24 protein-coding genes and 1 riboswitch are annotated in these 20,906 nt (G+C 73.2%); of the genes, 14 read left to right on the plus strand and 10 right to left on the minus strand.

The features are described 5' to 3' along the window. Nucleotide 1 precedes the first annotated feature (1 nt). Nucleotides 2-1,291 (minus strand): adenosylmethionine--8-amino-7-oxononanoate transaminase, encoded by a 1,290-nt coding sequence (locus IG64_RS16350; RefSeq protein ID WP_037856597.1) that lies wholly within the window; start codon nucleotides 1,289-1,291, stop codon nucleotides 2-4. Further along, nucleotides 1,284-2,516 carry a biotin synthase BioB gene (gene bioB / locus IG64_RS16355; RefSeq protein ID WP_037856599.1) on the minus strand — a complete coding sequence of 411 codons (1,233 nt, stop codon included), beginning with the start codon at nucleotides 2,514-2,516 and terminating at the stop codon, nucleotides 1,284-1,286. Before bioB ends, IG64_RS16350 begins: the two co-directional genes overlap by 8 nt. A gap of 147 nt (nucleotides 2,517-2,663) precedes the next feature. Here bioB and IG64_RS16360 point away from each other — a divergent pair, with 147 nt between their 5' ends. Then, nucleotides 2,664-3,812, plus strand: coding sequence for an 8-amino-7-oxononanoate synthase (locus IG64_RS16360; RefSeq protein WP_037856601.1), 1,149 nt, complete (start codon nucleotides 2,664-2,666; stop codon nucleotides 3,810-3,812). A gap of 75 nt (nucleotides 3,813-3,887) precedes the next feature. Here IG64_RS16360 and IG64_RS16365 read toward each other — a convergent pair whose 3' ends face one another. Continuing rightward, nucleotides 3,888-4,118, minus strand: a complete 231-nt coding sequence (locus IG64_RS16365; protein ID WP_037856603.1) for a DUF397 domain-containing protein — start codon at nucleotides 4,116-4,118, stop codon at nucleotides 3,888-3,890. 45 nt (nucleotides 4,119-4,163) lie between these two features. Next, nucleotides 4,164-5,024, minus strand: a complete 861-nt coding sequence (locus IG64_RS16370) for a helix-turn-helix domain-containing protein (protein ID WP_037856604.1) — start codon at nucleotides 5,022-5,024, stop codon at nucleotides 4,164-4,166. 219 nt (nucleotides 5,025-5,243) lie between these two features. On the opposite strand from IG64_RS16370, the gene IG64_RS16375 reads away from it, so the two are divergent. Continuing rightward, nucleotides 5,244-5,702 carry an ATP-binding protein gene (locus tag IG64_RS16375; RefSeq protein ID WP_037856606.1) on the plus strand — a complete coding sequence of 153 codons (459 nt, stop codon included), beginning with the start codon at nucleotides 5,244-5,246 and terminating at the stop codon, nucleotides 5,700-5,702. Between the two features lie 206 nt (nucleotides 5,703-5,908). Here the strand turns inward: IG64_RS16375 and IG64_RS16380 are convergent, their stop codons facing one another. Further along, nucleotides 5,909-6,382: a C40 family peptidase gene (locus IG64_RS16380; RefSeq protein WP_037856608.1), complete on the minus strand. Its 474-nt coding sequence runs from the start codon at nucleotides 6,380-6,382 to the stop codon at nucleotides 5,909-5,911. A 3-nt stretch (nucleotides 6,383-6,385) separates the two neighbouring features. Continuing rightward, nucleotides 6,386-6,600, minus strand: a riboswitch (cyclic di-AMP (ydaO/yuaA leader). 414 nt (nucleotides 6,601-7,014) lie between these two features. Here IG64_RS16380 and IG64_RS16385 point away from each other — a divergent pair. Then, entirely contained in the window at nucleotides 7,015-7,374 is a 360-nt protein-coding gene (locus tag IG64_RS16385; RefSeq protein WP_037856611.1) for an ANTAR domain-containing protein, read from the plus strand. A gap of 400 nt (nucleotides 7,375-7,774) precedes the next feature. Next, on the plus strand, nucleotides 7,775-9,364 hold the full coding sequence (locus tag IG64_RS16390) for an alpha/beta hydrolase (RefSeq protein ID WP_037856612.1): 1,590 nt from the start codon (nucleotides 7,775-7,777) through the stop codon (nucleotides 9,362-9,364). Nucleotides 9,365-9,486: 122 nt separating this feature from the next. On the opposite strand, the gene IG64_RS16395 is transcribed toward IG64_RS16390, so the two are convergent. Next, nucleotides 9,487-10,212 (minus strand): lysophospholipid acyltransferase family protein, encoded by a 726-nt coding sequence (locus IG64_RS16395; RefSeq protein ID WP_037856616.1) that lies wholly within the window; start codon nucleotides 10,210-10,212, stop codon nucleotides 9,487-9,489. Nucleotides 10,213-10,338: 126 nt separating this feature from the next. On the opposite strand from IG64_RS16395, the gene IG64_RS16400 reads away from it, so the two are divergent. The 7 genes from IG64_RS16400 to IG64_RS16430 all read left to right on the plus strand — a co-directional run bounded on the left by IG64_RS16400 (nucleotide 10,339) and on the right by IG64_RS16430 (nucleotide 15,570). Beyond that, entirely contained in the window at nucleotides 10,339-10,878 is a 540-nt protein-coding gene (locus IG64_RS16400; protein ID WP_037856619.1) for a PadR family transcriptional regulator, read from the plus strand. Between the two features lie 138 nt (nucleotides 10,879-11,016). Further along, nucleotides 11,017-12,330, plus strand: a complete 1,314-nt coding sequence (locus tag IG64_RS16405; RefSeq protein WP_078884041.1) for a DUF2306 domain-containing protein — start codon at nucleotides 11,017-11,019, stop codon at nucleotides 12,328-12,330. Continuing rightward, nucleotides 12,239-12,784 carry a hypothetical protein gene (locus IG64_RS16410; RefSeq protein ID WP_037856620.1) on the plus strand — a complete coding sequence of 182 codons (546 nt, stop codon included), beginning with the start codon at nucleotides 12,239-12,241 and terminating at the stop codon, nucleotides 12,782-12,784. The genes IG64_RS16405 and IG64_RS16410 overlap by 92 nt, the downstream gene beginning before the upstream one ends. Before the next feature lie 29 nt (nucleotides 12,785-12,813). After that, nucleotides 12,814-13,446, plus strand: coding sequence for a DedA family protein (locus IG64_RS16415; protein WP_037856622.1), 633 nt, complete (start codon nucleotides 12,814-12,816; stop codon nucleotides 13,444-13,446). A gap of 73 nt (nucleotides 13,447-13,519) precedes the next feature. Continuing rightward, nucleotides 13,520-14,056, plus strand: coding sequence for a DUF6153 family protein (locus tag IG64_RS16420; RefSeq protein ID WP_037856626.1), 537 nt, complete (start codon nucleotides 13,520-13,522; stop codon nucleotides 14,054-14,056). Nucleotides 14,057-14,167: 111 nt separating this feature from the next. Next, complete coding sequence (locus tag IG64_RS16425) at nucleotides 14,168-14,878, plus strand: DUF305 domain-containing protein (RefSeq protein WP_051812974.1); 711 nt, start codon at nucleotides 14,168-14,170, stop codon at nucleotides 14,876-14,878. A gap of 137 nt (nucleotides 14,879-15,015) precedes the next feature. After that, nucleotides 15,016-15,570 (plus strand): DUF4396 domain-containing protein, encoded by a 555-nt coding sequence (locus IG64_RS16430; protein WP_037856628.1) that lies wholly within the window; start codon nucleotides 15,016-15,018, stop codon nucleotides 15,568-15,570. A gap of 44 nt (nucleotides 15,571-15,614) precedes the next feature. Here IG64_RS16430 and IG64_RS16435 read toward each other — a convergent pair whose 3' ends face one another. Then, entirely contained in the window at nucleotides 15,615-15,932 is a 318-nt protein-coding gene (locus IG64_RS16435; RefSeq protein WP_420709933.1) for a hypothetical protein, read from the minus strand. 207 nt (nucleotides 15,933-16,139) lie between these two features. On the opposite strand from IG64_RS16435, the gene IG64_RS16440 reads away from it, so the two are divergent. Then, nucleotides 16,140-16,559 (plus strand): CBS domain-containing protein, encoded by a 420-nt coding sequence (locus IG64_RS16440; protein ID WP_037856633.1) that lies wholly within the window; start codon nucleotides 16,140-16,142, stop codon nucleotides 16,557-16,559. A gap of 283 nt (nucleotides 16,560-16,842) precedes the next feature. On the opposite strand, the gene rocD is transcribed toward IG64_RS16440, so the two are convergent. From rocD to IG64_RS16455, 3 genes are all read right to left on the minus strand, one after another. Next, the gene (gene rocD / locus IG64_RS16445) at nucleotides 16,843-18,063 is read right to left on the minus strand and encodes an ornithine--oxo-acid transaminase (RefSeq protein WP_037856634.1); all 1,221 of its coding nucleotides are present in this window, start codon (nucleotides 18,061-18,063) and stop codon (nucleotides 16,843-16,845) included. After that, the gene (gene ddaH / locus IG64_RS16450; protein WP_037856636.1) at nucleotides 18,060-18,872 is read right to left on the minus strand and encodes a dimethylargininase; all 813 of its coding nucleotides are present in this window, start codon (nucleotides 18,870-18,872) and stop codon (nucleotides 18,060-18,062) included. The genes rocD and ddaH overlap by 4 nt, the downstream gene beginning before the upstream one ends. Before the next feature lie 124 nt (nucleotides 18,873-18,996). Then, nucleotides 18,997-19,500: an Lrp/AsnC family transcriptional regulator gene (locus IG64_RS16455; RefSeq protein WP_037856640.1), complete on the minus strand. Its 504-nt coding sequence runs from the start codon at nucleotides 19,498-19,500 to the stop codon at nucleotides 18,997-18,999. Between the two features lie 276 nt (nucleotides 19,501-19,776). On the opposite strand from IG64_RS16455, the gene IG64_RS16460 reads away from it, so the two are divergent. Together IG64_RS16460 and IG64_RS16465 are read left to right on the plus strand one after the other, a co-directional pair. Next, the gene (locus tag IG64_RS16460) at nucleotides 19,777-20,532 is read left to right on the plus strand and encodes a LytR/AlgR family response regulator transcription factor (protein WP_037856641.1); all 756 of its coding nucleotides are present in this window, start codon (nucleotides 19,777-19,779) and stop codon (nucleotides 20,530-20,532) included. A gap of 11 nt (nucleotides 20,533-20,543) precedes the next feature. Continuing rightward, on the plus strand, nucleotides 20,544-20,903 hold the full coding sequence (locus IG64_RS16465) for a hypothetical protein (protein ID WP_037856643.1): 360 nt from the start codon (nucleotides 20,544-20,546) through the stop codon (nucleotides 20,901-20,903). The last annotated feature ends 3 nt before the right edge of the window (nucleotides 20,904-20,906 follow it).

The raw sequence follows: 20,906 nt of genomic DNA on the forward strand, positions 1-20,906 counted from the left end.
CTCATCCCTCCCGCGCCGCCGCGCACACCGCGCGGGCGATCCGTGCCAGGTCCGCGTCGTCGGTGACGTACGGCGGCATCGTGTACACCAGGTCCCGGAACGGCCGCAGCCACACGCCCTCGCGCACGGCGGCCCGGGTCGCCGCCGCCATGTCCACCGGACGGTCGAGCTGGACGACCCCGATGGCGCCCAGCACGCGTACGTCCCGCACGCCCGGCAGCCGAGCCGCCGGAGCCAGTCCCTCCCGCAGGCCCGCCTCGATCCGCTTGACCTCGCCGAGCCAGTCCTGACCCAGCAGCAGTCCGATCGAGGCGCAGGCCACGGCGGCGGCCAGCGGATTGCCCATGAACGTCGGGCCGTGCGCCAGCACCGGCACCTCGCCGCGCGAGATCCCGTCGGCCACCCGCGCGGTGCACAGCGTCGCGGCCATGGTCAGGTAACCCCCGGTGAGCGCCTTGCCCACGCACATCACGTCGGGGGTCACCGCCGCGTGGTCCGCCGCGAACAGCGCGCCGGTGCGGCCGAACCCGGTCGCGATCTCGTCGAACACCAGCAGCACCCCGTGCGCGTCACACGCCTCGCGCAGCACCCGCAGGTAGGCGGGGGAGTGGAACCGCATCCCGCCCGCGCCCTGCACCACCGGTTCGACGATCACGGCGGCCAGTTCGCCCGCGTGGCGTTCGATCAGCTCGCGCAGGTGCGCCGCGTACGTCTCGTCGTACCCGGCCGGCGGCGCGTCCGCGAAGACCTGGCGCGGCAGCACGCCAGACCACAGCTCGTGCATCCCGCCCTCGGGATCGCACACGGACATCGGCTGCCAGGTGTCCCCGTGGTAGCCGCCCCGCCAGGTCAGCAGCCGCCGCTTCTCCGGCCTGCCGAGCGAGCGCCAGTACTGCAGGCACATCTTCACGGCGACCTCGACCGAGACCGAGCCGGAGTCGGCCAGGAAGACATGTTCCAGACCGTCGGGAGACATGTCGACAAGGAGCTTCGCGAGCCGGACGGCGGGCTCGTGGGTGAGCCCGCCGAACATCACGTGGCTCATCCGCGCCAACTGCGCGCGGGCGGCCTCGTCGAGCACCGGGTGGCGGTAGCCGTGGATCGCCGCCCACCACGACGACATCCCGTCCACCAGCTCGCCCTCGCCGCCGGCGAGTTTCAGCCGCACCCCGCTCGCCGACTCCACGACGAGCGGTTCCTGACGGCCGGGCATCGGGCCGTAGGGGTGCCACACGTGCCGCCGGTCGAGATCCAGCAACTCCGGCACCCGCCGGCCGGACGGGTCAGGCATTGGGCGCGAGGTCCGTTCCGGCACCGCGGTGGCGCAGCGCGACCAGGTCGGTGCGGGGCTCGGCCGGGCTCGCGGGGGCGGCCGGAGGCGTCGTCGCAGCGCAGACACCACCGTCCGCGTGCGACCCGCACCCGCCGCTCCCGTGCGACCCGCGCCCGCCGTCCTGCGGGGCGCCGCTGTCCGCGCCGCCCGCGTGCGGGCCGCAGCCGGCCCCGGCCCGCGCGCGGTGCTCCGGCAGCGTCACCTGGTCGCTGCCCTCCACCTCGAAGCCGGCGTCCGCGATCATCTCCAGGTCGTCCTTGCCCGCCTGGCCCTCGGTGGTCAGGTAGTCGCCGAGGAAGATCGAGTTGGCCAGGTGCAGGGCGAGCGGCTGCATGGTCCGCAGATGGACCTCGCGGCCACCGGCGATGCGCACCTCGATGTCCGGGCACACGAACCGCACCATCGCGAGGATCCGCAGGCACCGCTGCGGGGTGAGGTTCCACTCCGCGGCCAGCGGGGTCCCCTCGACCGGGATGAGGAAGTTGACCGGCACCGAGTCCGGGTCCAGCGCGCGCAGCGAGTAGACGACGTCGACCAGGTCCTCGTCGCTCTCGCCCATGCCGGCGATGAGCCCCGAGCACGCGGACAGCCCCGCCGCGTGGGCCTTGTTCACCGTGTCCACCCGGTCGGCGTAGGTGTGGGTGGTCGTGATGTCGCCGTACGTCGACTCGGAGGTGTTGAGGTTGTGGTTGTACGCGTCGGCGCCCGCCGCGCGCAGCCGCTCGGCCTGGCCGTCGGAGAGCAGTCCGAGACAGGCGCACACCTCGACGCCCTCGTTCTGGTCCTTGATCGCCCTGATGGTCTCCGAGACCCGGTCCACGTCCCGGTCGGTCGGTCCGCGCCCGCTGGCCACCAGGCAGACCCGCTTGGCACCGCCCGCCAGGCCCGCCGCCGCGGCCCGGGAGGCGTCGTCGGGCTTGAGCCAGGTGTACTTGAGGATGTCCGCCTTCGAGCCGAGCCGCTGCGAACAGTACGAGCAGTCCTCGGGGCACAGGCCGGACTTGAGGTTGACGAGGTAGTTGAGTTTCACCCGCCGGCCGAACCAGCGGCGGCGCACCTTCCCGGCCGCGGCCACCACATCGAGCAGATCGTCGTCGGAGGTGGCCAGGACGGCCAGCGCTTCCTCACGGGTCGGCAGTTCGCGCCGAAGCCCCTTGTCCACCAGCGTGTTCAGCAGGTCCATGAGAGCCGATCCTGTCCTACGGGGCCATCCGGGGCCAAGGAGAGTTTGCACAACAGAGACGGTTCGACGTGTGGGTATTGCCACATCATGCGGGGCGTGTCCTGCGGCTAGTGTCTGTCCACTGCCTACAAAAGTCCCGGAGGAGCCATGGCGTTCGGCTGGATCGACGAGCAGGCGGACGCGCGCCGCCGCGCCGGGCTCGTACGGACGCTGCGGACCCGCCCGGCCGACTCGCCCCTGCTGGACCTGGCGAGCAACGACTACCTGGGCCTGGCCCGCCACCGGGAGGTCACCGAGGCCGCGGCGGACGCGGCCCGCACCTGGGGCGGCGGCGCGACCGGCTCCCGCCTGGTCACCGGCACCACCGCACTCCACCGCGAACTGGAGTCGGAAATGGCGGAGTTCTGCGGTGCCGAGGCGGCCCTGGTCTTCTCCTCCGGGTACGCGGCCAACCTCGCCGCGGTCACCGCGCTCGCCCCGCACGGTTCGCTCGTCGTCTCGGACGCGGGCAACCACGCCTCGCTCATCGACGGCTGCCGGCTGGCCCGCGCCACCACGCAGGTCGTCGCCCACGCGGACCCGGACGCCGTGCGCAAGGCGCTCGGCACGCACGCGGGTCAGGCCGTCCTCGTCTCCGACACGGTGTTCTCCGTGGACGGCGACGCGGCCCCGCTCGGCCGCCTCGCCGAGGTCTGCCGGGAACACGGCGCGGGCCTGGTCGCCGACGACGCGCACGGTTTCGGCGTCCTCGGCGCCGGCGGCCGGGGAGCCCCCCACGCGGCCGGGCTCGCGGGCGCGGACGACGTGGTCGTCACCGTCACGCTGTCCAAGTCCCTGGGAAGCCAGGGCGGAGCGGTGCTCGGACCGGCCCGGGTGATCGACCATCTGCTCAACACGGCCCGGACCTTCATCTTCGACACCGGACTCGCCCCCGCGGCTGCGGGCGCGGCCCTGGCCGCCCTGCGCCTGCTGCGCCGTGAACCGGAGCGCGCGGCGCGGGCGCGGGCGGTGGCGGCCGAACTGCACGCGCGCCTGACCGCCGCCGGACTGCGGGCGGTGCGCCCGGACGCGGCGGTGGTCTCCGTGCGCGCGCCCTCCCCGGGGGACGCCGTGCGGTGGGCGGCCGACTGCCGTGCGGCGGGCCTGGCCGTGGGCTGTTTCCGTCCTCCTTCCGTGCCCGACGGCGTCTCACGGCTCAGGCTGACCGCCCGCGCGGACCTGTCCGCGGCGCAGATCGAACGTGCTGTACGAGTGATCGGGCAGACCCGGCCACGAGAGGGCGGGGCGCGACCGTGAGCCGGCGGGACACGGCCGTGCGCCGCCGGTGACGGCGGGGGTCCGGGACACGCCCGGGACGGTGCCGCGAGAACCTCAGAGGTGGCGCACCGCGGCCGTGAACCGCGTCCAGCTCCCCGGGGAGAAGAGCAGTGCGGGCCCGGCCGGGTTCTTGGAGTCGCGCACGGCGAGCAGTCCGGCGTACGGCGGCGCGGCCGGCCGGGCTGTCTCGACGCAGTTGTTCGCTCCCGTGCTGTAGCTGCTGCGCAGCCACCGCACGCCGGACAGACCGGTCGCGGAAGGTACGTGACGAGGCAGAGCGGACATGGTGCCTCCTTGACGTCCGACGAGGTGTGACCCGTTGGCGCGCCGTCACCTGCCCCGGTGCATCCCGGCGATGAAGGCCAACGAGTCCTCGATCGACAGCGCGTGGAACCGAAGGGTGTCGAAGGCCTCGGTGTAGGCCTCCAGGTCTTCTTTCCGCTCCAGATGGAGGCTACTCGTCAAGTGGTCAAGAACGACCACATCCAGATCAGAAGTGTTCTTAAATGAGAAGATGACGAAAGGGCCGGTGAGGCCGATATGCGCCCCCGCGGCGAACGGCAGGACGCGCAGCGACACTTGGGGCAGCCGCGCGGCCTCCGACAGCCGCTCGAGCTGCCGTGCCATGATCTCGGGGCCGCCGACCTCCCGGCGCAGCACCGCCTCGTCCAGCACCGCCTCCAGTCTCAGCGGCGGGTCGCCGCGCAGCACGGCCTGGCGGGCCAGCCGTACCTCCACCAGCGCGTCCAGCCGGTCGTCGTCGAGCCCGTCCACGGCGGCCCGGGTCACCGCGCGGGCGTACTCCGGTGTCTGCAGCAGCCCCGGGACGACCGTCGTCTCCAGCGTGCGCATCGCGCTCGCCTGCGACTCCAGGCTGATGAAGTCCCGGTACGTCGGCGGCAGGACCCCGCGGTAGGCGTGCCACCAGTGGTGCCTGCCGTCACCGTCGTCGGAGCCGGCCAGCATCATCAGCAGGTCCCGCAGCTGGGCGTCGCGGACCGCGTACGCGTCCAGCAGTGACCGCACGTCGGCGGGTTTCACGCCACTGGCGCCCGTCTCGATCCGGCTCACCTTCGACTGGTGCCAGCCCAGGAGCCGGGCCGCCTCGCCACTGGTGAGACCCGCATCGCTGCGCAGCGCGCGCAGTTCGGCGCCGAGCTTGCGGCGGCGCACCGCGGGACCGTGCTGCATGGAACCGGCTCCTCACTTCTTCCCGGACGGGCGTCACATGCGGTCTGCCGTCGCGGAGTTCACCGCTTCGAGGGACAGATATATGCACATCTTGGCGGATCGCCGCCCGTGACCCGCCCGGCGGTGGCACTCTGACGGCGAAGCACCAGTCCGGGACCGTACTGGAAACCATCCGCTCCGTGTCCGACCGCGGTCCCGCGGGAAAGGGACGACGTCGCCATGGCAGACCACCTGGAAGCATCCGTCACCCTGCCGAGCGATCCCGCCTCGGTGGCGGCCGCCCGTACCTACGCGGTCGGCACGCTGGCGGAGTGGGGACTGCCGTCGGACACGGACACCGCCGACACCGTGCGGCTCATCGTCTCGGAACTGGCCACCAACGCGGTACAGCACACCCTCGGCCAGTCGCCCACCTTCAGGGTGGATCTCGTCCTGGACCGCCACGAACAGCTGCGCATCGGGGTCACCGACAGCCACCCGCGGTTCCCCAGACGCCTGCCGGCCGCCGTCCAGCAGGACAACGGCCGGGGCATGGTGATCATCCGTTGGCTCACCGCCGAGTGCGGCGGCAGGGTGACCGTGCGGCCCACCCGCGAGGGCGGCAAGACGGTCGGCGTGGACCTGCCGTGGCCGGTGCACACCCACCCGGTCACGGCACCGGGCCTGCGCCAGTCCTAGGCCGCCTGCCGGAGCCCTGGGCCCCGTCCTCTCACGCGCGGCACGGCCGCCGCGGCGGTGTACTCGGCCGTCGGCCGTCGGCCGTCAGCCGTCGGCCGTCAGGCCGTCCGCGCCGCGTTCGCGCCCGTGGGCGGGGCCCGTCGGGCGTGTGCGCCGCCCGGGGGTGCCGACGGCGCTCCGCGGCGCTGCCGGCACCCCCGGGCGCGTCAGCTGACCCGGCCGTACCAGACGCTCCTCGTCCAGATCTTCTCCAGCTTCACCACGTCCCCGGTCTTCGGCGCGTGCCAGATCTTGCCCGAGCCGGCGTAGATGCCGACGTGGTAGACGTACGACCCCGAGTGGAAGAACACCAGGTCCCCGGCCCGGCGGCTCTTCGAGGAGATGTGCCGCGACTTGTTGTACTGCTGCGCGGCCGTGCGGGGCAGCTTCTTGCCCGCCCTCTTGAAGGAGTACAGCGTGAGCCCGGAGCAGTCGAACCTGCGGGGGCCCGTGGCCCCCCACTGGTAGGGGGAGCCCTTCTTGGACGCCGCGATCTGCAGGGCCTTCGTCGCCATGGTCGCGGCCGAGGCGTCGGAGGCGACGCCGGGCACCACGATCGAGCCGCCGACGGCGGCGAGGGTCAGGGCCGAGGCCGTGCCGGCCCTGGCCATGAGCGACGGGACACGATTGAGCGCAGTCATGCGCAACCCTTCGTCAGCCGCCTGTGAAGGATGACCTGTCGGATTCGGGCTGGCGAAGTAGCCCGGCCGCGCGGCGCGCGGCTTCACCCCAAGGGCAGCTCGGTCCGGCCATGGCGTGACCGTTCCGGCGACCCGTCGTGCTTGGGTCCTCCACTCCTGCCGATCCACTCCTGTCGACCGGTCATCCGGGCGGCGGCAGGACTCGGCGTCCGCCCGGACCGCCCCGCCGTTGTGGCGGGGGCTTGTCGTCAGACAGGGATCTTCACCTATGGATGTCCGAAAATCCCAACGGAACCGGAGGTTTGTGTTGTTACTCACCGCTCGCCCGTTCGGGTGGACACCCCTGCGCTCGAACGGCTGTCCCCTCCTCGGGCGAGCCCCGGACCAGCAGCGGAAGAATCCGTTCCGCCATCCGGGCAGACGCGCCGCGCAACCCGAACGGCCCTGGAAGACCGATGTTTTCCTACGCCGAAAGGCGGTACGTCATTTGGACCGTTTCGGCCCCGCCGCCGCAGCTGCGGGGCCGGCCCGCGGCGCCGGGAAGCCCGTGCCGGCGCTCCGGTCGTGCGCGCGGCCCTCATGGAGCAAGCTGGAGTCGGAACTGTGGCCGCTCGACGACCCAGGGGATCTCCATGGCGTTCTTCGCGATGTCCAGGCGGCATCCGCTCCAGCCGCTGTCCGTCACCGACCTGGTGGCGGAGCACGAGCGGCTGCACGAGGAGAACGAGCAGCTGCAGCGCGCCCTCACCTCGCACGCCGTCATCGACCAGGCCATCGGGGCCCTGGTGGCCGTCGGGCGCGTCCCCCCGAAGAGCGCCTGGCGGGTCCTGCGCGAGGTCTCGCAGCGCACGAACACGAAAGTGCGTACGGTCGCCGAGCACATCCTGAAGTTCGCCCAGGGCGGCGCCCTGTCCGGCACCGAACTGGAGGAGCTGAGACGGGCGCTCGACCGGCACGCCGCGCGCGGGTCTGCGCGCCGCTGCGCGCCCTGAGCGCCCCCCGGAAGCGCCCCTGAGCTGCTCCCGGACCGGCCTCCTGCCCGCCCGGCCTCCTGCCCGCCCGGCATCCCGGCCCTCCGTCCCGCCGGCCCTGCGGCCGGCCGGTCCTCGGCCCGCGCCCCCGTCGGCCGGCCCCGGATCCCGCGGCCCCGCCCCTGGAGGCACCAGAGCCGCCTCCGGACCCCGCGACGCGACCCTGGCCATACCGCCGCCCCGGTCCCGATCGCCCGGCCGCGGCTGAGTCCCCCGCCCGTCTCCGCTGAGCGGAACACCGTACGCCGGTTATCGGATTGGCAAAGAAGGTCAACGACCCCTGTTCTCAGGCGCCTCACAGCCGGAAGGATCCCCCGTACCCAATTCGCAACGATGTACGGGGAGGTCCCACTTGAGGGCTATGAGACCGAAGAACCGCGCTGTGGCGCTCGGTTCGGCCGGTGCGCTGGTCACGGCGACCCTGATAGCCGGCGCCGTGGCGGCCCCCGCGGCCAGCGCGGACAGCCGTCACGGCCAGGACCGCGAGGCCCGCGGCGCGGCCGTCGCCGCGGACCGCGCCGCCAGGGCCGGCATCGACTGGCAGGACTGCCCCGCCGACTGGGGGCTCGCCAAGCCGATCCAGTGCGGCTACGTCTCGGTTCCGCTCGACTACGCCCACCCGTACGGCAAGCAGATCAAGCTCGCCGTCGACCGGATCGGCAACACCGGCACCAAGGGCGAGCGCCAGGGCGCCCTCATCTACAACCCGGGTGGTCCGGGCGGCTCCGGCCTGCGCTTCCCGGCCCGGGTCACCTCCAAGAACCCCGTCTGGGCCAACGTGGCGAAGGCCTACGACTTCGTCGGTTTCGACCCGCGCGGCGTCGGCCGCTCCACGCCCATCTCCTGCGCGGACCCGCAGGAGTACGTCAAGGCGCCCAAGCCGGACCCGGTGCCCGACTCCGAGGCCGACAAGCTGGCCCAGCGCAAGCTGGCCCGTGAGTACGCCGAAGGCTGCTACGAGCGCACCGGCCGCGTGATGCTCGAGCAGATGACCACGCCGAACACCGCCCGCGACCTGGACGTCATCCGCGCCGCGCTCGGCGAGAAGAAGATCAACTACCTGGGTGTCTCCTACGGCACCTACCTCGGCGCCGTCTACGGCACGCTGTTCCCCGGCCACGTGCGCCGGATGCTCGTCGACAGCGTCGTCAACCCGGCCCGGGAGAACATCTGGTACGAGGCCAACCTCAACCAGGACATCGCCTTCGAGGGCCGCTGGAAGGACTGGCAGGACTGGGTCGCCAAGAACGACGCCAGCTTCCACCTGGGCACCACCCGGGACGCCGTCCAGGCCAAGTGGCTCCAGCTGCGCGCCACCGCGAAGAAGAACCCGATCGGCGGGGTCGTCGGCCCGGCCGAGCTGCTCGGCTTCTTCCAGACCGCCCCCTACTACGACTCCTCCTGGGTGCCGGTGGCCACGGCGTTCAGCAAGTACTTCGCCGGTGACCCCCAGCCGCTGATCGACGCCGCCGCCCCCGACATGTCGGACACCGCGGGCAACATCTCCACGGAGAACGGCAACGCGGTGTACACCGCGGTCGAGTGCGCCGACGCCAAGTGGCCCACCAGCTGGCACAAGTGGGACCGGGACAACACCCGGCTCAACGCGAAGTACCCGTTCCTGACCTGGTCCAACGCCTGGATGAACCTGCCGTGCGCCACCTGGCCGGTCAAGCAGCGGACCCCGCTGGACGTCAAGACCGGCAAGGGGCTGCCGCCGGTCCTGATCGTGCAGTCCACGCGCGACGCCGCCACCCCGTACCCGGGCGCCGTCGAGCTGCACCAGCGCTTCAAGGGTTCGCGCCTGATCACCGAGAAGGACGCGGGCTCCCACGGTGTGACCGGCCTGGTCAACCCGTGCATCAACAGCCGGGTGGACGCCTACCTGCTCACCGGCGAGGTGGACGGGGCGGACGTGACCTGCGGTCCGCACGCGACGCCGAAGCCCTAGGGACCCGGCACACGAGGTGAGGGGCGGCCGGATCTCCCGGCCGCCCCTTCGCCGTGCCGCAGCCGCCGGCCGTCCCTTCGCCGTACGGCGGCACCGCCGCCCCTTCGCCGTGCCGCCGCCGGTCAGGTCAGCGGCGCCCGCGGGAACCTGCGGTCCCGGCCGCCCTGTGCCGCGCTCTGCTCGGCCTTGGCGTCGGCCGCGTACCGGTCCACGTACTCCTGCCCGGACAGCGACAGGATGGCGTACATGATCTCGTCGGTGACGGCGCGCAGGACCGCCTTCTCCCCCTCCATGCCGGCGTAGCGGGAGAAGTCGAGCGGCTCGCCGAAGCGGATCACGACGGGGTGGACGCGCGGGACGACCCGGCCGGGCGGCTGGGCCTCGAACGTGCCGATCATCGCGCACGGGACCACCGGCACCCCCGCCTCGAGCGCCATCACCGCGACGCCCACCTTGCCCTTGTACAGGCGGCCGTCGTGCGACCGGGTGCCCTCCGGGTAGATGCCGAGGAGTTCGCCCCTGCGGAGCACCCCGAGGCCCTCCCGGACGGCGGCCCGGCCCGCTTCCCTGCCCGACCGGTCGACCGGGATCTGCCCGGCGCTGCGGAAGAAGGCGGCGGTGAGCCGTCCCTTGAGGCCGGGACCGGTGAAGTACTCGGCCTTGGCCAGGAAGGTGATGCGCCGCCGGAGCACCGCCGGCATCAGGAAGTGGTCCGAGAACGACAGGTGATTGCCCGCCACGATGGCGGGACCGGACCGGGGCACGTGCTCCAGTCCTTCGATGCGCGGCCGGAAGAACAGCCTCAGCAGCGGGCCCAGCAGCACGTGTTTCAGCAGGTGGTAGAACACGACTCGCCCCTCACTCCGGTGTCTTGTACAGCCATGCCCCCTCCGTTTCCCGCCGACTCCTCGCCCGCCCCGACCGCCCTCCCATCACGGTCCCGCCGCCCGCGAGCGGGGCGGTAGCGTCGCCCCATGGCTGACGTGCGGTTGACGACCTCCTCCTTCCTCGTGCTCGGGATCATCGACGAACTGGGCGAGGCCAGTGCCTACGACGTCAAGGTGCAGGCGGCGCGGACGGTGGCGCCGTTCTGGTCGGTGCCGCACGCGCAGGTGTACGCGCAGTGCGACCGTCTGCTGGAGGCGGGGCTGCTGGAGCAGGTACGGCAGGAGAGCGGGCGCAACCGCAGGGTGCTCGCCCTGACCGAGCACGGCCGCACCGCCCTGCGGGAGTGGCTCGGCGACCCGGAGTTCGAACCGGTGGAGGCCAGGGAGCGCGGCATCCTCAAGCTGTGGTTCGGGGCGCGGCCGCGGGTGCTGGCCCCGGTCCAGCTGGACGAGCACCGGCGCACCCTGCGCTCGTACGCCGAACTCGCCGAGGAAGTGGGCGAGTTGCTGGCGCCGGGGCAGCGGGAGGCGCTGGAGTTCGGCATCCGCTACGAGCAGATGATGGTCGACTTCTGGACCTGGGTGCGCGGCCGTGAGGAACTGCGCGGACCGGCCGAGGATTCCTGACCGCGACGGACCGTTGCCCCGGGCGGTGGCCCGCTCTACCGTGTCAATGGTCCAGCCTGGACAGTCCAATCCGGACTATGGAGGGATCGGGAGCGGGGCGCCGACCGGCCGCGCCGCGGCCAGGAGAGGGGGTTCGCCGTGCGCCGTCCGACGGGCAGCACCTGGCGCCGCGGCGCCGCGGTCACGGTGACCGCGGTCTGCCTGGCCTACGCGCCGGTCGCGGCGACCGGGCTGTGGCCCTACGCCCGTCCCGGTGCCCCAGCGTTCGGCGAGTGGCTGCTGTCGCACGCCGTCTCACCGCGTTACGTGGCCGACGCCGTGGCCACCAGGACCGGGCCCTACCGGCACGGTCTGCTGCCGCTGGTCGTGCACACGGTGCTCGGCGGTGCGCTCATGCTCCTCGGCCCCGCCCAGTTGCTGACGGCGGCACGGCGGCGCGTACGCCTGCACCGGGCGCTCGGAGCGGCCTTCGCCGTCACGGTGTACGCCTCGATGGCGGGTGCCGGACTGTACCTCGCGCGCACCGCTCCCGAGGACGCCTTCAGCGGGGCGGCGTTCTGGATCGTGCTGGCCACCCTCCTGGCCGGCACCGTGATGAGCGTGACCTGCGGCATCCTGGCCGCCGCCAGAGGCCGTCCCGACCTGCACCAGCGGTGGATGCTGCTGTGCTGCGCCTTCCTGCTGACCGCACCCCTGCTGCGGCTGGAATGGGGCGCCCTGCCGTGGCTGCTGCCGGGACTGTCCCTGGCCGAGATCAACCAGGTGGCGATCCTCCACCTGGGGTCTGTGGCCGTCCTCGGCGCGCTCGTCGCCTCGCGCGGCCTGGACCGGCGCAGGAGGCTGCCCGGCCTGTCCGGCACCTGGGCGCCGCTTCCGGTGCTGGCCACGGCCCACCTGGCCGGGGCCGCGGCGCTGGCCTGGATCGTCCACTCCGGCCTGGCCCGGGGGACGGGTGGACGGCGGCTGTCGGCGGCCTACCTCGTGCCCTACGCCCTCTCCTACGCCGTCATGGCCGTCTGCGGGCGGCGCGCGGCGCGTCAGGGGCGTACCTGGGCCGGCGAGGAGTGGCGCCTGCACCTGACGGCGCTGTGTCTGGCACCGGTGCTGACGGCCGGCGCGGCGCCGGTCTTCGAGCGGGCCATGGGCCTGGACGGGCGCACCGCGCTGTCCGCCGCCGTCGCCATCGGGTGCGGAGTCCTCGCCACCGCGGCGACCTGGGTGGTGAGCCTGCGCGTCCTGCGGGCCGGGCGGCCGGCGCCGGAACGCCGGCCGTCGGCCAGGTCCTCGTCGCCCACGCCTTCCGGCTCTTCCACGTCTTCCACGTCTTCCGCGGGTGCGGAGGAAACCCAGAGGAGTGCTGATGAAACTCTCCCGTATCGACCGGTCCGTCACCAAGCTCCTGGAGAGGCGGAAGCTCTTCCTCAAGCAGGAACGGGACGACGACCTCGGTGAGGTGGTGTACGTCTGCGTGGACGACGGCGAACCGGGTGGTTTCCCGGTGGGCCACGTCATGCCGGTGGCCGGAGGACGGGCGTGGCTCGCGTTCGCCCGGGTGCGCCCCCACCACCCCTTCGGCACCGACCAGGTGGCCGCCGGGCTGCCGAGCGTCGAGGACGCCCTGCGTGCGGTCCTCGACCACGCCCACTACGGGGACATCATGGCCTCCCTGGCTGAGGAGTCCGGCTCCACCACGACGTACACCGCCGACGTGGACGTCGAACAGGCCGTCTGGCTCGCCGCGCTGGACGAACCGGAGGGCATGACCCACCTCGGCAGGGGACGGGTCCGGTTCACCGGATCCGCCGTGGCCTACCTGCGCAGCCTTCCGGAACACCTCGACTGCCACATCGACCACAAGGACCGGCTCTGGCTGGCGGGCGACGCGTACCCGCTGAAACGGGAGTGACAGCCCGTCGGGGACGTACGGTGGGGTCCATGGCTCCTCCGCTTCCGGGTCCGCTGGAGCACCTGGCACCGCTGCTCAGCCACTACGGCTACCTGGCCGTCGGGGGCGTCGTCCTCGTGGAGGACTTCGGGATCCCCGCGCCGGGCGAGACGATGCTCATCGCGGCGGGCGTGTATGCCGGGGCGGGGGAGCTGAACGTGGTGGCCGTGGGCCTCATCGCCTTCGCCGCCGCGGTCGTCGGTGACAACATCGGCTACCTGATCGGCCACTTCGGGGGCCGCGCCTTCGTGCACCGCTGGGGCAAGTACATCTTCCTGACGCCGCAGCGGTTCGCGACGGCCGAGCGGTTCTTCACCCGCCACGGCGGAAAGATCGTCACGGTGGCACGCTTCATCGAGGGGCTGCGGCAGGCCAACGGCATCATCGCGGGCACCACCGGGATGCACTGGCTGCGCTTCCTCGCCTTCAACGCCCTGGGCGCGGCCCTGTGGGTGGGGCTGTGGGTCTCCCTCGCCTACTTCGCGGGGACCCACATCAACGCCGTCTACGACACGATCAAGCGGTACGAGGTCTACGTCCTCGTGGCACTCGCCGTCCTCGTCGCCGCCTTCGTCGTCCGGCACCTGGTGCGGCGCCGCCGGCAGCGGCGGGAGGAGCAGTGAGCGCCCGCGCCGCCCGGTGCGCCGGGGCAGGGGGGCGCCGCGCCGGGCGGCCTGCCCTCCGTACGATGGGCCCATGACGTCCGGCGCCCGCACCCGCTCACCCGAGCACCGTGCCCGCCGGACGCTGCTCCTCCTGGCCGTGCTGGCCGGGATCCTGGCGATGCACGGGCTGGCGCCGGGCGGGATGTCCGCGCCGGGCGGCCACGGCGGGACGTCCCTGCCGGGGCACCACGGGGCGATGTCCGCAACGGGGCACCGCGGTGGGATGCCCGCGACGGGGGACCACGGCGGGGCGGCCGCGACGGTGAGCCGCGGCGAGACGTCCGGGCCGGGGGAGCACGGCGTGAGCGCGACGACCGTGATCGCGGACCCCGGCGGCGACGCCTGCCGGCATGCGTCCGGCGCCGACGCCGGCGGCGGCACGACCGTGCACCACGCGGACGCCACCTGCGCGGCCGCCGGTACGGCCACGGGGTACGCGCCGCCCGCGCTGCTGCCCGCGCCGGTCCCCGCCGCCGCGCCGCCCCCGGCCCGCACCGCCCTGGCCGGCCGGACCGTCGAGGGCCGGGCCCCGCCCGACCTGGCCGAGTTGCAGCTCCTGCGGATCTAGAGGCACCCGCGCGGCATCCCGCTCGCTTCGGGGTGGCGTGCTCCGGTCCCGCACCTGATCCGTCGTTCCCGCGCGCCCGCGCGCGGGTGTTCTCCAAGGAGCTGTACGTCCATGGCGACTCGCCTGACGACCCACCGATTCCGTCTCCGTTCCCGGCGCACCGCCGCCGCGGCCGCGGCCGTGACCGCCGCCCTGGTGCTGGCCGCCTGCGGCGGCGGCAGCGGCACCTCCGCACCGGCCCACTCCGCCCCCGTGAACGGTTCCACCGCCCACCCGTCCGCCGCCCCCTCGGCGGGCAGGGGCGGCCACAACGCGCAGGACGTGACGTTCGCGCAGGAGATGATCCCGCACCACAGGCAGGCGGTGGCCATGGCCGCCCTCGTGCCGACGCGCGCCGCGTCACAGCAGGTCAAGGACCTCGCCACGAGGATCAGGAAGGCCCAGGACCCGGAGATCGCGGCCATGACCGGCTGGCTCAAGGCCTGGGGTGCGACCGTCCCCAGCGCCGACGCCGGCGCCACGGGCATGACCGGCATGCCCGGCATGGACCACTCGGGCTCGGCGGCGTCCGGGCACTCCGCCTCTCCGATGCCCGGGATGATGTCGGACGCCGGCATGAGCGAGCTGGCGAAGCTCTCCGGGAAGGCCTTCGACCGCGCGTTCCTGCGGATGATGGTCGACCACCACGCGGGTGCCGTCGCCATGGCGCGCACGGAGCGGGACAAGGGCGCCGACAGCGCGGCCACCGCACTGGCGGAGTCGGTCATCACCTCCCAGTCGGCGGAGATCGCCGAGATGCGCAAGGCGCTCGCCGGGCGGTAGGCCCCTGACTCCTCCGGGACGGCGGCTGTCCGCACCCGCCGTCCCGGAGGACGCCGCACACGCGGCCAAGGGTTCGGAATACCCCCGGGGGGTATGATGTTGTCTCCTCCCGTAGCCGCATCGACAGGGGAGCGAAGATGGCACACCACGAGCACCACGGTCCCGGCCACGACGGACAGCACGGGCAGCACGCACAGCACGACGGGCACCACGCTCATGACGGGCATGCCGGGCACCATCACCCGGCCTCCCTCGGGGCCACCTCCTGGCGCATGGCCGCGCAGGCCACGCTGCACTGCCTCACCGGCTGTGCGATCGGCGAGGTGCTCGGCATGGTCGTCGGGACGGCCGCCGGACTGCACAACGGCGCCACCGTCGCCGTCTCCGTCGCGCTGGCCTTCGTCTTCGGCTACGCGCTGACCATGCGCGGTGTCCTGCGGGCCGGTCTGCCCGTACGGCGGGCGCTCAAGGTGGCGCTGGCCGCCGACACCGTGTCCATCGCGGTCATGGAGCTGATCGACAACACCGTCATGGTCGGCGTGCCCGGCGCCATGGACGCCGGTCTGGCCGACGCGCTCTTCTGGATCTCCCTGGTCCTCTCCCTGGTCCTCGCCTTCCTGCTGACCACCCCCGTGAACCGGTGGATGATCGGCCGGGGCAAGGGCCACGCCGTGGTGCACGCGTACCACTGACCCCCGCCCGGGGCGCGTGCCGGACGGCCGCGTCCCGGGGCACGTCAGGGATGGCGCCGGTCGTCCGGACGCGTCGTCCCGCTCGCCGGGCCGGTGTCGGTCCGGCCGCCGTAGCGCGCGACGCGGTGGTTGTGCCGGTGGTGGGTGGCCGCGCCGGCCATCAGGGACAGGCCGAGGCAGAAGAGCAGGGCGAGCGCGAGTCCGGTGCTGAAGATCGCGAGGGTGTTCATCGTGACGATGTCGTTGCCGAGTATCGACACCGTGTACCGGGGGCCGCCCGACATGTTGCCGGCGATGGCCAGACCGGTGAAGGCGCCCGTGGCAGCGAGGAGGAGCAGGCCGATGAGCAGCATGGGAGTCATCTCCTCAAGGGAAGTGCCGTCGCCGCTCGGGTACCCGCATCCTCCACCGGCCAACGGCCGTGTGTGACGGCCGGAGGTCCCTGGGGAACGGGGGCGGGCCGGGGCCGATGTGCGGTGCGGTGCGCAGGTGCGGCGCGGCATCGGCCGGGTACCCGGCCGGAGCAGTTGCGGTGAACGGCACCGCAGGATCCGACGAAGGGAGGCGTCATGGCTCAGCACGTACGCGACATCATGACCAGCCGACTGGTGACGGTGGAGCCGCAGGCATCGGTCACGGCGGTGGCCCAGAAGATGCGGGACGAGGACATCGGGATCGTCCTGGTCACCGAGGGCGACGAACTGCGCGGCCTGGTCAGCGACCGCGACCTGGTGGTCCGCTCGCTGGCGGAGGGCGGCGACCAGGAGCAGAGGACGGTCGCCTCCGCGTGCAGCGGCGACCTCTTCACCGTCGGCCCCGACGAGGAGGTCGACCACGCGGTGGAGCTGATGCGCGAGCACTCCGTGCGCCGCGTGCCGGTCGTCGACCACGGCCACCCGGTGGGGATCGTGTCCATCGGCGACCTGGCCATCGAACGGGACCCGGGCTCCGCGCTCGGGGACATCAGCGCGGCACGGCCCAACGACTGAGGCCGCTCGTCGCTCGTCCGGCCCGGGCGCGGGCCCGGCGTGATCCGGGACGAGCCCGGCTCCGAAGGAGAAGCCCCGGTGCCGCGGCACGAGCAGAGCCGCGCCACCGGGCCGCGCCGGCGTCCGGGGCGGCGACGGCACCTGCGCCGCCACGGCCTCTGGGCCGCGACGACATCTGGGGGCGCCCCCGAGCGGGGCGCCCCCAGCCGTGTCGGCCGTCCGGCCGTGTCGTCCGTCAGTCGGTCGGTCAGTCGGTTTCAGCCGGTCCGGCGGTCAGGTGCCGTCAGGAAGCGAGCACCTTCTCCAGGGAGCCCAGCGCGGCGCGCAGTTCGTCCTCGGTGACGGTGAGCGGCGGCGCCAGCCGGATCGTGGAGCCGTGGGTGTCCTTGACGAGGATCCCCTCCCGCATCAGCCGTTCGCTGATCGCGCGGCCGGTGCCGAGGGCCGGGTCCACGTCGACGCCGGCCCACAGGCCCCGGGAACGGAAGCCCACCACGCCCTTGCCGACCAGCTCGGTGAGGCCGTCGCGCAGGACCACGCCGAGGTCGGCGGCCCGGCGCTGGAACTCGCCCGTCTCCAGCAGTTCGACCACCGCCGTGCCGACCGCCGCCGCCAGCGGATTGCCGCCGAACGTCGACCCGTGCTCGCCCGGCCGCAGCACACCGAGCACCTCCCGGCTGCCCACGACCGCCGACACCGGGACGATGCCGCCGCCGAGCGCCTTGCCGAGCAGGACGACGTCCGGCACCACACCCTCGTCCTCGACGGCGAGCGTGCGTCCCGTGCGGCCCAGACCCGACTGGATCTCGTCGGCGACGAACAGGCAGCCCGCCCGCCGGGTCAGCTCCCGCACCCCGGCGAGGTAGCCCTCACCCGGCACGATCACCCCCGCCTCGCCCTGGATCGGCTCGATCAGCACGGCGGCCGTGGTCTCGTCGACCGCCGCCTCCACCGCCGCCAGGTCGTCGTAGGGGACGATCCGGAATCCGGGCGTGAACGGGCCGAAGCCCGACCGTGCCGTCTCGTCCGTGGAGAAGCCGACGACGGTCGTCGTGCGGCCGTGGAAGTTGCCCGCCGCGACCACGATCGTCGCCCGGTCGGCCGGGACGCCCTTGACCTCGTACGCCCACTTGCGGGCGACCTTGATGCCGCTCTCCACCGCCTCGGCGCCGGTGTTCATGGGCAGCACCATGTCCTGCCCGGTGAGCGCCGCCAGCCGCTCGGCGAACTCGGCGAGCCGGTCGTTGTGGAAGGCCCGGGACGTGAGGGTCAGGCGGTCGAGCTGGTCGCGGGCCGCCTCGATCAGCGCGGGATGGCGGTGGCCGAAGTTCAGCGCCGAGTAGCCCGCCAGCATGTCGAGGTAGCGGCGGCCCTCGACGTCCTCCACCCAGGCGCCCTCGGCCCGGGAGACGACCACGGGCAGGGGGTGGTAGTTGTGCGCGAGCACCGGCTCCTCCGCCCGGATCAGCTCGTCGGAGGTGCGGGTGTCTGCGGGTGCGGTCATGAGCGGATCTCCTGGGTGCAGCACTTGATCCCGCCGCCGGCCTTGTGGAACTCGGACAGGTCGACGGGAACGGGCAGGTAACCGAGGTGCGCGAGGCGGTCGGCGAGGGCGGTCGCGCCGGGGGAGATGAACACGTGCCGCCCGTCGGAGACGGAGTTGAGGCCGAAGGCCGCGGCGTCCTCCTGGGTGGCGATCACCGCGTCCGGGTACAGCCGGGCCAGGACCTCGCGGCTGCCCGGCGAGAACGCCTGCGGATAGTAGGCGATGTTGTCGTCGTCGAGGACGAACAGCGCCGTGTCGAGGTGGTAGAAGTACGGGTCGACCAGGGTCAGGCCGATCACCGGCACCCCCAGGAACTCCTGGGCCTCGCGGTGGGCCTCCCGGGTGGTGCGGAAGCCGGTGCCGGCGAGCAGCCAGCGGCCGGCCGGCACGAAGTCGCCCTCGCCCTCGCACACCGACTCGGGCCGGTACACGTCGAACCCGGCCGACTTGAACCAGGTGTCGTAGGGCACGGATTCAGGGCGCCGCTCGGGGGCCTTGAAGAGGGAACCGAAGACACGGCCGCCGACGACGACCGCCGCGTTGGCGGCGAAGACCATGTCGGGCAGTCCGGGGACGGGTTCCACGGTCTCCACGAGGTGACCGTGGGCGCGGTAGGCGTCGGTCAGCGCCTGCCACTGGGCCTGGGCGAGTCCGGTGTCGACGGGTCGGTCCGGGTGCATCCAGGGGTTGATCGCGTACTGCACGGCGAAGTGTCTGGGTTCGCAGACGAGGAAGCGCCGCCGGCGCGGCACACGGGATCCGGGCACAGAGGGGTTCCTCCGCTTCCTGGGGTGTCGACTGAGGGTTGACACCACGGTAGGAAGCGGCGGATACGACCGACAAGGAACGGAAGCTGCGTGTCGGAGCAGGAATGCTGCGTCTTGCGTCCCCTCAGCGCACGTCTGCTGCGTCTTCGGGGGCGGCCTGGCTGGCCCCCGCCTCCGGGCTGTCCGGCAGCAGATGGGAGAGGACCATGACGCTGATCGTCTTGCGGATGAACGGCTCGACCCGGATCCGCTCCAGCACCTCCTCGAAGTGCGCCACGTCCCGCGCCCGCACGTGCAGCAGCGCGTCCGCGCCGCCGGTCACCGTCATCGCCGCCGTGATCTCCGGGTGGTTGCGCACCACCTCGGCCAGCCGCCGGGGCGGTGCCGCGCCCTCGCAGTACACCTCGACGTACGCCTCGGTGCGCCAGCCCAGCGCCGAGGGCTTCACCGTCGCCGTGAACCCGGTGATCACCCCCGTGTCGCGCAGCCGGTCCACCCGGCGCTTGACGGCCGTCGCGGACAGCCCGACGGCCGCACCGATCTCCGCGAAACTCGTACGAGCGTTTGCCATCAGAGCGGTGAGGATCTTGCGATCAAGCTCGTCGAACGGCGTGGGCCTGCTGTTCATGCCCGCACTGTATCCAGCGTGGAGGCCCGCGCCCGCCGAGCGTGCACGCGCACGCCGGCCGGGGGTGAGCGCCCGCGCTGTCCGGCGGGAACGCCCGCGACGGCCGCCGGAAGCGTCGGCGCTGTCCGGCCTCACCGCCCGCGCCCTCCGGCGTGAGCGCCCCTGCCCTGCGGCGGGAACCCCCGCACCCTCCGGCAGGAACCGACGCGCCTGCGGCGGGAACGGCCGTGCCCGCCGCATGTCCAGGGCCGCCGCCGGCCCCTACACTCCACGTTCATGCTGCGCGCCCTCGCCGTCGACGACGAACGCCCCTCCCTGGAGGAACTGCTCTACCTGCTCGGCGCCGACCCCAGGATCGCGGGCGTCGAGGGCGCGGGGGACGCGACCGAGGCGCTGCGCCGCATCAACCGGGCGCTGCGCTCGGGGCCCGGCGGGCCCGACGCGATCGACGTCGTCTTCCTCGACATCCAGATGCCCGGCCTCGACGGCCTCGACCTGGCCCGGCTGCTCACCGGTTTCGCTGAGCCGCCGCTGATCGTGTTCGTCACCGCCCACGAGGACTTCGCCGTGCAGGCCTTCGACCTGAAGGCCGTCGACTACGTCCTCAAACCCGTCCGCGGGGAACGCCTGGCGGAGGCCGTCCGCCGCGCCGACGAGCTGCGCCGGACCGCCGTGCGGATCCCCGTCAGCGAACCCGACCCCGACCAACTGCCCGTGGAACTCGGCGGTGTGACCCGCTTCGTCGCCGTCGAGGACATCACCCACGTCGAGGCGCAGGGCGACTACGCCCGGCTGCACACCGCCCGGGGCAGCCATCTCGTCCGCATCCCGCTCTCCGCGCTGGAGGACCGCTGGCGCGCACGAGGCTTCGTCCGCATCCACCGCCGCCATCTCGTCGCCCTGCACCACATCCGCGAACTGCGCCTGGACGCCGGTTCGGTGAGCGTCCTCATCGGCGACGGGGAACTCCAGGTCAGCCGCCGCCACGCGCGCGAACTGCGGGACCTGCTGATGCGCCGCACCGCGCGCTAAGGACGCCCACCATGCCGCAGGACCCCGCCGAACGCCGCGTCACCGTCACCGGGCCGCCCCGCCGCACCCGCCGGGCCACCGGCCACTACCGGCCACGCACCGAGATCGACGAACAGACCACCCTCGGCCACACCTACGTCCGCTCCCTCATGCGCACCCAACTGCGCACCTCCCTCGCCGCCTTCGGGGTGCTCGTCCTGCTCGTCGGGCCGCTGCCGCTGGTGTTCGCCGCGGCCCCCGACGCCCGCCGCCTGCGCTGGGCGGTCCTCGGCTTCTGCCTCTACGCCCCCCTGATCCTGCTCGCCCGCTGGTACGTGCGCCGCGCCGAACGCAACGAACGCGACTTCGTCCGCCTGACCGAGGACCGCTGAGGC

The sequence above is a fragment of the Streptomyces sp. NRRL S-340 genome, assembly GCF_000720185.1.
In the GTDB taxonomy this organism is placed as follows: Bacteria; Actinomycetota; Actinomycetes; order Streptomycetales; family Streptomycetaceae; genus Streptomyces.

Bases quoted from the DNA above. Each gene is read 5' to 3' on its own strand.
- IG64_RS16350 (WP_037856597.1), bottom strand. From the start codon at position 1,291: ATGCCTGACCCGTCCGGCCGGCGGGTGCCGGAGTTGCTGGATCTCGAC.
- bioB (WP_037856599.1), bottom strand. From the start codon at position 2,516: ATGGACCTGCTGAACACGCTGGTGGACAAGGGGCTTCGGCGCGAACTG.
- IG64_RS16360 (WP_037856601.1), top strand. From the start codon at position 2,664: ATGGCGTTCGGCTGGATCGACGAGCAGGCGGACGCGCGCCGCCGCGCC.
- IG64_RS16365 (WP_037856603.1), bottom strand. From the start codon at position 4,118: ATGTCCGCTCTGCCTCGTCACGTACCTTCCGCGACCGGTCTGTCCGGC.
- IG64_RS16370 (WP_037856604.1), bottom strand. From the start codon at position 5,024: ATGCAGCACGGTCCCGCGGTGCGCCGCCGCAAGCTCGGCGCCGAACTG.
- IG64_RS16375 (WP_037856606.1), top strand. From the start codon at position 5,244: ATGGCAGACCACCTGGAAGCATCCGTCACCCTGCCGAGCGATCCCGCC.
- IG64_RS16380 (WP_037856608.1), bottom strand. From the start codon at position 6,382: ATGACTGCGCTCAATCGTGTCCCGTCGCTCATGGCCAGGGCCGGCACG.
- IG64_RS16385 (WP_037856611.1), top strand. From the start codon at position 7,015: ATGGCGTTCTTCGCGATGTCCAGGCGGCATCCGCTCCAGCCGCTGTCC.
- IG64_RS16390 (WP_037856612.1), top strand. From the start codon at position 7,775: ATGAGACCGAAGAACCGCGCTGTGGCGCTCGGTTCGGCCGGTGCGCTG.
- IG64_RS16400 (WP_037856619.1), top strand. From the start codon at position 10,339: ATGGCTGACGTGCGGTTGACGACCTCCTCCTTCCTCGTGCTCGGGATC.
- IG64_RS16410 (WP_037856620.1), top strand. From the start codon at position 12,239: ATGAAACTCTCCCGTATCGACCGGTCCGTCACCAAGCTCCTGGAGAGG.
- IG64_RS16415 (WP_037856622.1), top strand. From the start codon at position 12,814: ATGGCTCCTCCGCTTCCGGGTCCGCTGGAGCACCTGGCACCGCTGCTC.
- IG64_RS16420 (WP_037856626.1), top strand. From the start codon at position 13,520: ATGACGTCCGGCGCCCGCACCCGCTCACCCGAGCACCGTGCCCGCCGG.
- IG64_RS16425 (WP_051812974.1), top strand. From the start codon at position 14,168: ATGGCGACTCGCCTGACGACCCACCGATTCCGTCTCCGTTCCCGGCGC.
- IG64_RS16430 (WP_037856628.1), top strand. From the start codon at position 15,016: ATGGCACACCACGAGCACCACGGTCCCGGCCACGACGGACAGCACGGG.
- IG64_RS16435 (WP_420709933.1), bottom strand. From the start codon at position 15,932: ATGACTCCCATGCTGCTCATCGGCCTGCTCCTCCTCGCTGCCACGGGC.
- IG64_RS16440 (WP_037856633.1), top strand. From the start codon at position 16,140: ATGGCTCAGCACGTACGCGACATCATGACCAGCCGACTGGTGACGGTG.
- rocD (WP_037856634.1), bottom strand. From the start codon at position 18,063: ATGACCGCACCCGCAGACACCCGCACCTCCGACGAGCTGATCCGGGCG.
- IG64_RS16455 (WP_037856640.1), bottom strand. From the start codon at position 19,500: ATGAACAGCAGGCCCACGCCGTTCGACGAGCTTGATCGCAAGATCCTC.
- IG64_RS16460 (WP_037856641.1), top strand. From the start codon at position 19,777: ATGCTGCGCGCCCTCGCCGTCGACGACGAACGCCCCTCCCTGGAGGAA.
- IG64_RS16465 (WP_037856643.1), top strand. From the start codon at position 20,544: ATGCCGCAGGACCCCGCCGAACGCCGCGTCACCGTCACCGGGCCGCCC.